A 9,626-nucleotide genomic window follows, 5' to 3' on the forward strand; every position below is an offset into this window, starting at 1 on the left:
CAGGCGTTCTCCAACCTGTGGGTCAAGGCCTTCAAGGCCCACCGGGGCGGCCTCGCCGTGGTGCGGGTGATGGGCACCGACGAACTCCACCTCACGGGCGGCGACTGGCGCACCGTGTTCGCCGAGGGCCGCGGGGTGGGCGACGTCAAGATCAAGGACACGTACATTCTCCAGACCAAGGACAAGAGTTGACGGCCCACCCCACCGACCCCACCGACCCCGCCGCCCCCTCGCCCGAGAGGAACTGACCGCGTATGCCGTACCGCTCCCTGGAGCCCGGCAAATACGGGATGCGCGGCATGCGCGCCTCCGCCCTGGCGGCCGAGCGGCTGGACGAACTCGCCGACGGCGTCACCTCGCCCGTCGACACCGAACGCGGCCTCGCCGCACGCCTGCGCTACCTCACCGCCTCGCGAGCCGGCTACGAGGCTATGGAGACCGCCGGTATCGCCGTCACGCCGCGCACCCTCGCGGCCTGGCTCGCCGAGGATCAGACCCCCAACCGGGCGAACCTGCGCCGGATCGACGCGGCGTACCGCGATCTGCGCCGGCGCAACGTGGCGCGGTCGCTGACCCGTCGCCTGAACAACGGCGGCCGCGGCACCCGGGTGGAACTGCACCCGCACGACCAGTCCGGTGTACGCGAGCCGCACCGGCGTGCGGGCGTGGCCGGGCACCGCAGCGTCAACGTCCGCCGTTGGGACGCGATCGTGCGCGCCTGGGCGGCCGGGGACGAACGGATGCTCGACGAGCTGTGGACCGACGAGGTGTTGGCCGATCTCGGCTCGGACTGGGGCGGCTTCGAGTTCGCCTCCGGGGTCGGATTCGCAGCCTAGCCAACTGTAGGGTCTCAGTCTCCGTGGCATCTCACGATTTCGGTATCGAACGCGGCATCGAACTGAGACGACGCAGGGCAGCGGACTGCGGTGTACGCCGGATGTGCGACCTCGACGCCGAGGACCCGAGCCACTTCCTGTTGTGCGACCTCTTCGTCACGCCGGTCGTGCGCCAGGTGGTCGAGCGTAGGGATCGACCGAGCGGGCGCTCCACTGCCTTTTGGAGGCAGTGATGAGCGTCGACGACTCCGACCATGGGTACGCGATCCGGACGGGCGGGCAGGGGACGCGGGCGGGCGGCCCCAGGGTGTTGGTGGCGGGGGCGAGCATCGCGGGACCCGCGCTGGCCCACTGGCTGCGCCGGCGGGGGGCCGAGGTGACCGTGGTGGAGCGGGCTCCCGAGCTGCGTCCGGGCGGGCAGGCGGTGGACGCGCGGGGGGTCGCCAGGGAGGTCATCGGGCGCATGGGGTTGGCCGCGGCGGTGCGCGCGGCGTGCACCGACACCGCGGGCGCGCACACCGTGGACGCGGACGGGCGGGTGCTGGAGACCTTCGATGCCGACGACGACGGTGGCGACGGGTTCATCGCGGACATCGAGATCCTGCGCGGGGACCTGTCCAGGGTGCTCTACGACGACACCCGCGACGGCGTCGAGTACGTCTTCGGCGACCGAATCGCCGATCTTGCCCAGGACGCGGACGGGGTCGACGTGGTCTTCGCGGGCGGCAACCGGCGGCGCTTCGACCTGGTGGTCGGGGCGGACGGGGTGCACTCGGAGCTGCGAGCGATGGTCTTCGGGCCGCATGAGCGGTTTCTCCGCCACCTCGGGCACGTGCTGGCCTTCTACAGTGTGCCCAACGAGTTCGGGTTGGACCGCCGGCTGCTCGAGTACCAGGATCAGGAGTCCGGGCGCTCCGCCCTCCTGCGGCCCATCCAGGACGCCACCCGGGCGATGGCCATGTTCTACTTCGCGTCGGCCGACTTCGACGTCGACCACCGTGACGTCGCGGCCCAGAAGGTCCTGCTGCGGGAGCGGATGACGGGCCTGGGCTGGTTGACCCCGGACATCCTCGCGCACCTGGACGACACCCCGGACTTCTACCTCGACCAGGTCGCGCAGGTGGTGATGGACCGCTGGTCGAGCGGACGGGTGGGGTTGCTCGGGGACGCGGCGTTCAGCTCGTCGCCGATGTCCGGACAGGGCACCGGGCTGGCCCTGGTCGGTGCCTACCTGCTGGCCGGAGAGCTGGCCGCTGCCGGATGGGACCCCGAGGCGGGGTTCGCCCGCTACGAGGCGCGGATGCGCTCGTTCGTCGAGGCCAACCAGGAGATCGGCCGGTTGAACGCCCGCAGCCGCGAGGTTCCCGGGCCGGACGCCGAGCCGGGCCCCGATTTCGCCGGCGAATGGTTCACGGAGCTGGTCGGGCGCGCGATCAACGGCGTCGAACTGCCCGACTACGCGGGGGTGCCGGACTCCGCAGCCCCGACCGGATCGACGATCACCACGTCTGCCAAACCGTAGGCGTCACACACGTGTCCAGAGGGACCACGCTTCGGTAGGAAACCGCCGGACGACCTCCGCTCAGTGCCGGCAGGTGTGTGCGTGGAACCCGGTTGGCCGGGCGCCCGGTGGTCCGCATCGGAGCAGGCTGCGGCAGCAACGTTGTCACCGGCGTTGCTGCGGGCTCGGGCTCCGGTGCGGGCTCGGGCAGCAGGGCACGGTGCTGGATCACGGTCTTCTCGACGGCCTCGGCGAGGTTCTTCCAGAGGAGGTAGCGGTCGGCGACGTGGATCGCGTCAGGCGCGCCCAGACGTCCGGCTTCGCCGAATGAAGCCGAGCCCGCCCCCCCCGACGAGGTCCAGGACGTCATCCCGCACCACACCCCATATGGCCACTACCGACCCCGGCAGCATGACCTACAGGGGCGGCGGTTGAGCCAACGCCGGTGAGCCGCCGGGGCATCGGCGCCGGCCCGTAGCACCCGGCGACCCGGTCCATGAACGACCACTTCGTCGCGCCCCGCCCGGAACGACCCGAAGCCCCTCGCCACCACACCCCTCGAATCTCACTGCGAACCTCACACCCACCGAACGCGAACACCTTCACTCGACACCGCGGTTCACCACCACATGCACGCGGCAGGTGGAACCCGACGCGTGGCGCAAGAGGGCCGGAAGCGGGCCCGTGGCTCCCTCCACAAAACGGTGCAGGACGGCTGGAGCCTGCTCCGTTGCTTCACGCTTCACCTGTCCCTTTCGGGGAGTTCCGGAACTCGGCGGTTCGTCGGGCAGAATCGGCGGTGGTACCGGGCGGCCGGGCTGGTTCCCGTCCCTGTGCACGGTAGGACCGCGCCGCGGAGGAAGACGGAGTCCCCCACGGTGCGAGCGGAGGCGCGCAGCGGAGCACCGGTCGTGCCCGGCGTGCTCGGCCGCATTGGCATGATGGGGCGGATCCGCCCTGGGATGCTCCGCCAAGCGCAAGCGCGCATCGATGCCACACAGGCGGATCGTCTCGAGACGACAAAGCACTGAGCCGAGTCCCCGATAGTCCCTCCGCTGCGCCGCCACGATCCTCGGGCCGGCGGACTGGCCTGAACCCGTTCCCCATGGGTTGTCGTGATGCCGGGCCGCGGTCTGGAATGCCTGCTCCCGGGGCCTCGGGCCTGAGCCAGGCCGAGTTCGACAACCTCAGCGCCACTGGCTGCCGGGCCCCTTTTCGATGGCGACACCCCCGCCGAGCCTGACGGGGCTCCGGACCGAGCATCGACAACTCGTTCCGCCGGCCCACCGGCTTGGCCTGACCGGGCCTGTTGTTCTCGGCAGGTCCGTGGTGGCGGGAGTGAGGGTCGGATGGTTCTGGTTGACTGGGCGGTGGAGGAGGAGACCATGACCGCTGAGCATGCCGAGTGGGGCGACGAGCCGCTGATTCCGATGCCGCCGTTGAAGATCCGGGCGCTTCGGGAGGCGGTGGCCGTGTTGAGCCCCACCTACCTGCCCGAGTTCCAGCAGGAGGAGGACGAGGCGCTGGACTGGGTCGCCGAGAACCTCCAGCCGAACGCGGTCCGGCTGTTCCTGCGCAAATGGGCCGTGTTCGTGGCGATCGAGCGCCGCCCCGCCCTCGCGCGGCGTCTGCGCGAGTTGGAGCGCGTCGTGGCGCGGTCGCACGATCCCGAGGAGATCCGGACCGCGGGGACCGAGATCGCCCGCCTGCGCGCCGAGGCGCACCGCGAGATCGCCGGTGGGTGACTGGTCCTGGGAATGGCTGCCCAGCCTGGAAGAGGTCGCCGCGGGTCTGCCGTCCGAGGTGCTGTCCGCCGTCGAGAAGGCGGCCGCGGACCTGGCCACGGTCAACTCCATGGTCTACCTCGACGGTGTCGACTTCCAGGGCACCGGCCCGGGCATTCGCACCCACAGCGACCCGGCCCGCAACCTCCTCTTCGAATACCTCACCGTCCCCCGCCAGGAATGCATCTCCATCCCCCAGGTCACCTGGCTCGGACTCTGACACCGCCTTCTGTAGTCGTGGCCGCCCGCCCCGGCCAACTCCGCTACCGACGCGGCTACTGCACCTCGTGCGCCGGCCATCGTCGGAGGAGGGCGGGCCATCGGGCTGCCCGCTGCGAAGGCGGACGTGTCCTCGCCGCCGGCGAGGCGTACGCCCACTGACGGCGCCCCATGCGACTGGGCCGTTCGGGTGGTGGTCGGTCGTAGGGGGCCCGCAGCATCGGGGCGGCGTTCCAGGATGGTGGTGGCCGCCGACCCGGTGGCCGGGGTGTCGGCAACATGCCCGTTGCGTGATGGGCTCGCCCCCGATTGCTTCGAGGAGTTCGATCCCATGCGTGCACGCTTGATCGCCGTCGTCGCCGCCGTGGTCGCGGCCGTCGCGACACTCGCTCCGCCCGCCCAGGCCGCGCCGCTCGGCGACGGTACATACCGGTTTCCGGCCCTCAGGGACGGCAAGTGCCTGATCTGGTACAAGCCGGTTACGAGTCCCGGCACGGTGTCACTGGGCGCCTGTACGGAGACCGCCTCCACCTCGCCCGACTGGCAGGTGCGCCGGCGACCCAACGGCACGATGGACATCTCCAAGGCCGGTTCCGACCCCCGCAGGTGCATGAAGGTCAACGACAACCACAGGCTGGCGGTCAACGACAACTGCGACGCCGACAGGTACGCCGACTGGACCGTGTCCTACGGCACCGACAAGCCCGGCGGCATCGTGTACGCCGACATCGAACACACCCCGCACGACCAGTCCCCTTCGTGGGGGAAGGTCGTGGACTCGCCCGACGTCACCGGACGCATCGTCGTGCAAGCGGCCCCCATCGAGCCCCACTACTGGGGCCTGCAACAGGTCGGCGGCTGACCCGACCCCCGGTCGGTGTCGATGACGCGCCCGGCGCGGACGTTCGCCGCGTCCGTCCTTCGGCGACTTCGACGGCGGTCGTGACGGCATGGTTCGACCAGCCCGCCCGCACGACGTGAGCACGCCCCACACCGGTCCCTACGGGGCGGGCGCGGGTGGCATGCGCACGGGCGGCCTCGGGTCCTCGTGATCCGCCCGAGTCGTTCGCGTCCGGGCGCGGGTGAAGCCGGACCCACGAGGTGGGTCCGGCTTCCGATGGTGCGCAATGTGGCCGGTGGCGGTCGGCCGTTCGCGCAGGGCACGCGGCGTGTCACGTCGGACACGCCGGGGACCACCGCCGAGTGGCGGGCCCGTTCCGGAGAGGCCGAACGGCGGCGGTCCGCCTCGTGGTTCGGTCCTCGCACGTTCCGTGGAAAACGGGGTAGACGCCGGTCGCGTCGACGGAAGGACCCGGCGGCGCGCTCGGATTGCGGTCCGGTGACCGCCTGCGCGAAGGGGATGGGCATGGGTTTCGATGTAGCGGCGATCGCGGGTCACGGTGCGTTGTCGGCGGGGAGCCGACCGGACGGCCCGAGTTGGTTCCCGTACGCGTTCGTGGCGCTGTGGGTGGTCCTCGCGATCATCGTGATCCCGCGCTTCCTCAAGAAGCGCAAGCGCTGACCCGAAGGGCACGCGGCCGACGCCTCGAACGGGGGGAACCGCCGCGGGCGCCGCAGCGCGGGTCGGGCCGCGACCGAACGCCGGGTGTCCGGGACGACCGGCCAGTCGTCGTGGCCGCCCGCGCTCGTCCGGCCAAGACCGGCCCGACTTCGCCGGCGGCCCCGACACGATGGACGAACGGATCCGGGCAGCCCTGCACACCATGCGCAAGCGGCCGGAAGGCGACTGGGGCGCGGCCGACACCGCCCGCTCGGTGCATCTGTCGACCTCCCGGTTCGGTTCCTCCATCTCTTTTCCGAGAACGCGCGGACGAGCTTTCGCCGGTACCGGTTGTGGACGCGCATGATCCACGTCGCGGCCGCCGTGGCCAGAGGCCAGGATCTGACCACGGCTTGCCTCCGTCGGCGCCGGATTCGCGTCGCCGTCGCACTTCAGCGACAGCTTCCGCGCCATGTTCGGCCTCAACGTCGGCAGGCTGCTGTCCTCGGGCACCGGCATCGTCGTGGTCGACCGGGACTGAATCCGGCACCGCGATCCGCATCCTGAACTCCGGGCCGATCCGAAGCGCTTCGGCACCTGCCGGCACCGGGTGACGTTCCACGACTGCCTCAGCGGAGCTTCCGGAAGAACGCGCGGACGTCGGCGACCAGAAGGTCGGGGGCCTCCATGGACAGGAAGTGGCCTCCGCGGTCGAGTTCCTTCCAGTGCACCACATTGTGGTCGCGTTCGGCCCACCGGCGGATGCTTACGTCGTGGGCGGAGACCAGGACGCCGGTCGGTACGGTGCCACGCTCGGCGGCCTGCCGGGATTCGGTGCCGCCGTCCGTCCCGTCGTCGTATTCTTCGGCCGGGTCGTCGAGTACCGCACCCCAGGAGGTGGTCTCCTTGCCCGACTCCGCCTCCCAGTCGCCGTCCCCGCTCCAGGAGTTCGCGGAGATCTCCTCGTAGTACACCTGCGCGGCCGACGCGGCGGTGCCGGTGAACCAGTAGAGCGCCACATCGGTGAGCATGCGGTCGCGATCGACGCTGTCCTCGGGCAGGCCGTCCTCCGGGTCGGTCAACTCCTTGAACTTCTCGACGATCCAGGCGAGTTGACCGACCGGCGAGTCGTTGAGGCCGTACGCGACGGTCTGCGGCCGCTTGGCGTTGCACTGCAGGTAGCCGTCGTTGAAGTCCTGCATCGCCTGCCAACGGCGCTGTTCGACGTCGGTGAGGCCCTCCGTCTCGCCCTCCAGACCGATCGGGAAGGTGATCAGGGCGTTGACGTGGATCCCGACGACGTGTTCCGCGTCCTGCCGGCCCAGTGCGGGGGCGACCCACGCGCCGGTGTCGTAGCCCTGGACCCCGTAGCGCGCGTACCCGAGGCGGGACATCAGCCCCGCCAGCACGGCGGCCATCCGGGCCGCACCCATCCCGGGTCCGGCCAGCGGCGTGGAGAAACCGAACCCCGGCAGTGACGGGACGACCAGATGGAACGCCTCGGACGGGTCACCACCGTGCGCGCGCGGGTCGGACAGCGGCCCGATGACGTCGAGGAAGTCCACCACCCCGCCCGGCCAGCCGTGCAGCAGCATCAGCGGCAGCGCGTCGGGCTCGGGCGAACGCACGTGCAGGAAATGGATGTTCTGCCCTTCGACGGTGGTGACGAACTGCGGGTGCTCGTTGAGCGCGGCCTCCTGCGCCCGCCAGTCGTAGGACGTTCGCCAGTACTCGGCGAGCTCCTTCAGATACCCGACCGGCACTCCTCGGCTCCAGCCGACCCCGGCCACCTCGTCCGGCCAACGAGTGGCCGCCAGACGCGCGTTCAGATCGTCGAGGTCGGTCTGCGGGACGTTGATGCGGAAGGGGGGTACGCCCTCTGTCGTCGTCATGCCGATCACGCTACGACCCACTTGGGACGATCCTGTTCCTAAGCTTCGGGCAGTGTTGTCCTCATGTTGGAGACCTCCGCGCGACTGCTCAAACTGTTGTCGCTACTGCAGACCCACCGCCACCAGTCGGGCGCCGAACTGGCCGAACGCCTCGGGATCACCCCCCGCACGGTCCGCCGCGACGTGGAACGCCTGCGCGAACTCGGCTACCCGGTCCACGCCACCCGGGGGACCGCCGGCTATCGCCTCGGTGCCGGGGCGACGCTGCCGCCGCTCCTCCTCGACGACGACGAGGCTGTCGCGGTGGTGATCGGACTGCGCACCGCGGCGGGCGGATCCGTGGCCGCTATCGAGGAGACCTCACTGCGGGCGCTCACCAAACTGGAGCAGGTCCTGCCATCCCGGCTGCGATACCGCGTCCAAGCCCTGCACGCCGCGACGATCCGGGCCGGCGTCGCTCCCACGCCGCAAGTGTCGCCGAACACGCTGATGGCGATCGCCGACGCCTGCCGCCGGCACGAACGACTGCGCTTCGACTACGCCGGCCCACGCGGCGGCGACTCCATCCGAACCACGGAACCGCACAGCCTCGTCAACTTCGACAGGTACTGGTACCTGGTCGCCTGGGACACCGACCGCCGGGGCTGGCGCACCTTCCGCGTCGACCGACTCACCCCGCGCACGCCGATCGGACCCCGCTTCGCGCCACGGGACCCGCCCGACGGCGACGTGGCCACCTACCTCGCACATCGACTGTCCTGGCGAACCTGGCCCTGTCAGGCGACGGTCACGCTGCACGAGTCCGCCGAGACGATCCTGCGACGCATCTGGCCCGGTATGGGCGTCGTCGAACCGCTCGACGACGGCAACTGCCTGCTGCGCCTGGGCGCCGAAACCCCCCGGGACCTGGCCTGGATGATCACTTCGGTGGACGTCGACTTCACCCTCGACGAGGCGCCGTCCGAGGTCGCCGACGCGCTCCGCAGCCAGGGCGAGCGCTGCCTACGCGCGGTGCGATAGCGCCGGGATCACCTCCGGAGGGCGGTGGTCGCCGTCGCGTGCGGGCGTCGCCGGAAGCCGAGGAGGCGATGGTCGAGGCGTGGGCCATCCGACATACCGGGTGCGCGCCAAGATGTTCGCCTCGACCTCCGAGGGCTCCCCGAAGCCGAGGTGCCGGAGGGCCGCCAGGTCGTGGCGGTGCCGGGCGTCGGGCTTCGGTCGGGCCGCGCGTGAAGCTCGACGTACGCGGTCCCGAGCGCATCGCGCTGCTCGGCCGCAACGGTGCGGGCAAGACAACGCTGCTGCGGAGCATCGCGGGGCTTACCGAGCCGCGCACCGGCGAGGTGCGGCGGGAGGTGCCGATGCGCTGCCTGCCGCAGCGCCTGGACCTGTTGTTCGACGACCTGACCGTGGTGGAGAACGTCGGCCGTTTCGCGCCGGGTGCGAGCGACAACGAGATCCGCGCGCGGCCGGCCCGGTTCCTCTTCGGGGACGGCGGGCCGACCAGCGGGCGGACTCGTTGTCGGGCGGCGAGCGGTTCCGGGCCACGCCGGCGGCGCTGCTGCCGGCCGAGCCCGCGCCGCGGTTGCTGATGCTCGACGAGCCGACGAACAACCTCGACATGGCGAGCGTGCGGCAGTTGACGACCGCGCTGGAGTCGTACCGGGGTGCGCTGATCGTGGCGAGCCACGACGTGTCGTTCCTGCGCGGCTCGGCATCACGCGGTGGCTGAACCTCGACGGGCGGGGGCTGACGGCGGTGGATCCCCGGTAGTGCGGGCCTGACGCGCGCCGTCACGCGCCGAGGGGGGGGGGGGGGGGGGGGGGGGGGGGGGGGGGGGGGGGGGGGGGGGGGGGGGGGGGGGGGGGGGGGGGGGGGGGGGGGGGGGGGGGG

The 9,626-nt window shown here is 71.3% G+C and carries 8 protein-coding genes and 2 pseudogenes; 9 read left to right on the forward strand and 1 reads right to left on the reverse strand.

Going from position 1 to position 9,626, the window contains the following annotated elements:
- From ACZ4FV_RS50730 to ACZ4FV_RS50760, 7 genes and pseudogenes are all read left to right on the forward strand, one after another.
- A pseudogene (locus ACZ4FV_RS50730) lies at window positions 1-192 on the forward strand (transcriptional regulator); the annotation flags it as partial.
- Between the two features lie 62 nt (window positions 193-254).
- Window positions 255-836, forward strand: a complete 582-nt coding sequence (locus ACZ4FV_RS50735; RefSeq protein ID WP_465328166.1) for a transcriptional regulator — start codon at window positions 255-257, stop codon at window positions 834-836.
- A gap of 232 nt (window positions 837-1,068) precedes the next feature.
- A complete protein-coding gene (locus ACZ4FV_RS50740; RefSeq protein ID WP_465328168.1) occupies window positions 1,069-2,358 on the forward strand; it encodes an FAD-dependent monooxygenase in 1,290 nt (429 codons plus the stop codon).
- A gap of 1,364 nt (window positions 2,359-3,722) precedes the next feature.
- The gene (locus tag ACZ4FV_RS50745; protein ID WP_465328170.1) at window positions 3,723-4,082 is read left to right on the forward strand and encodes a hypothetical protein; all 360 of its coding nucleotides are present in this window, start codon (window positions 3,723-3,725) and stop codon (window positions 4,080-4,082) included.
- The gene (locus tag ACZ4FV_RS50750; protein WP_465328172.1) at window positions 4,075-4,341 is read left to right on the forward strand and encodes a hypothetical protein; all 267 of its coding nucleotides are present in this window, start codon (window positions 4,075-4,077) and stop codon (window positions 4,339-4,341) included. Before ACZ4FV_RS50745 ends, ACZ4FV_RS50750 begins: the two co-directional genes overlap by 8 nt.
- 330 nt (window positions 4,342-4,671) lie before the next feature.
- Window positions 4,672-5,202: a hypothetical protein gene (locus tag ACZ4FV_RS50755; protein ID WP_465328173.1), complete on the forward strand. Its 531-nt coding sequence runs from the start codon at window positions 4,672-4,674 to the stop codon at window positions 5,200-5,202.
- Window positions 5,203-5,706: 504 nt separating this feature from the next.
- Entirely contained in the window at window positions 5,707-5,862 is a 156-nt protein-coding gene (locus ACZ4FV_RS50760; RefSeq protein ID WP_395861713.1) for a hypothetical protein, read from the forward strand.
- Between the two features lie 608 nt (window positions 5,863-6,470).
- Here the strand turns inward: ACZ4FV_RS50760 and ACZ4FV_RS50765 are convergent.
- Window positions 6,471-7,733: an epoxide hydrolase family protein gene (locus ACZ4FV_RS50765; protein ID WP_465328175.1), complete on the reverse strand. Its 1,263-nt coding sequence runs from the start codon at window positions 7,731-7,733 to the stop codon at window positions 6,471-6,473.
- Between the two features lie 63 nt (window positions 7,734-7,796).
- On the opposite strand from ACZ4FV_RS50765, the gene ACZ4FV_RS50770 reads away from it, so the two are divergent.
- On the forward strand, window positions 7,797-8,753 hold the full coding sequence (locus tag ACZ4FV_RS50770) for a helix-turn-helix transcriptional regulator (RefSeq protein ID WP_465328177.1): 957 nt from the start codon (window positions 7,797-7,799) through the stop codon (window positions 8,751-8,753).
- Window positions 8,754-8,864: 111 nt separating this feature from the next.
- A pseudogene (locus ACZ4FV_RS50775) lies at window positions 8,865-9,506 on the forward strand (ATP-binding cassette domain-containing protein); the annotation flags it as partial.
- Window positions 9,507-9,626 lie beyond the last annotated feature (120 nt).

It is taken from the genome of Embleya sp. NPDC025285 (assembly GCF_055558835.1).

Bases quoted from the DNA above. Each gene is read 5' to 3' on its own strand.
- ACZ4FV_RS50770 (WP_465328177.1), top strand. From the start codon at position 7,797: ATGTTGGAGACCTCCGCGCGACTGCTCAAACTGTTGTCGCTACTGCAG.
- ACZ4FV_RS50765 (WP_465328175.1), bottom strand. From the start codon at position 7,733: ATGACGACGACAGAGGGCGTACCCCCCTTCCGCATCAACGTCCCGCAG.
- ACZ4FV_RS50745 (WP_465328170.1), top strand. From the start codon at position 3,723: ATGACCGCTGAGCATGCCGAGTGGGGCGACGAGCCGCTGATTCCGATG.
- ACZ4FV_RS50740 (WP_465328168.1), top strand. From the start codon at position 1,069: ATGAGCGTCGACGACTCCGACCATGGGTACGCGATCCGGACGGGCGGG.
- ACZ4FV_RS50760 (WP_395861713.1), top strand. From the start codon at position 5,707: ATGGGTTTCGATGTAGCGGCGATCGCGGGTCACGGTGCGTTGTCGGCG.
- ACZ4FV_RS50755 (WP_465328173.1), top strand. From the start codon at position 4,672: ATGCGTGCACGCTTGATCGCCGTCGTCGCCGCCGTGGTCGCGGCCGTC.
- ACZ4FV_RS50735 (WP_465328166.1), top strand. From the start codon at position 255: ATGCCGTACCGCTCCCTGGAGCCCGGCAAATACGGGATGCGCGGCATG.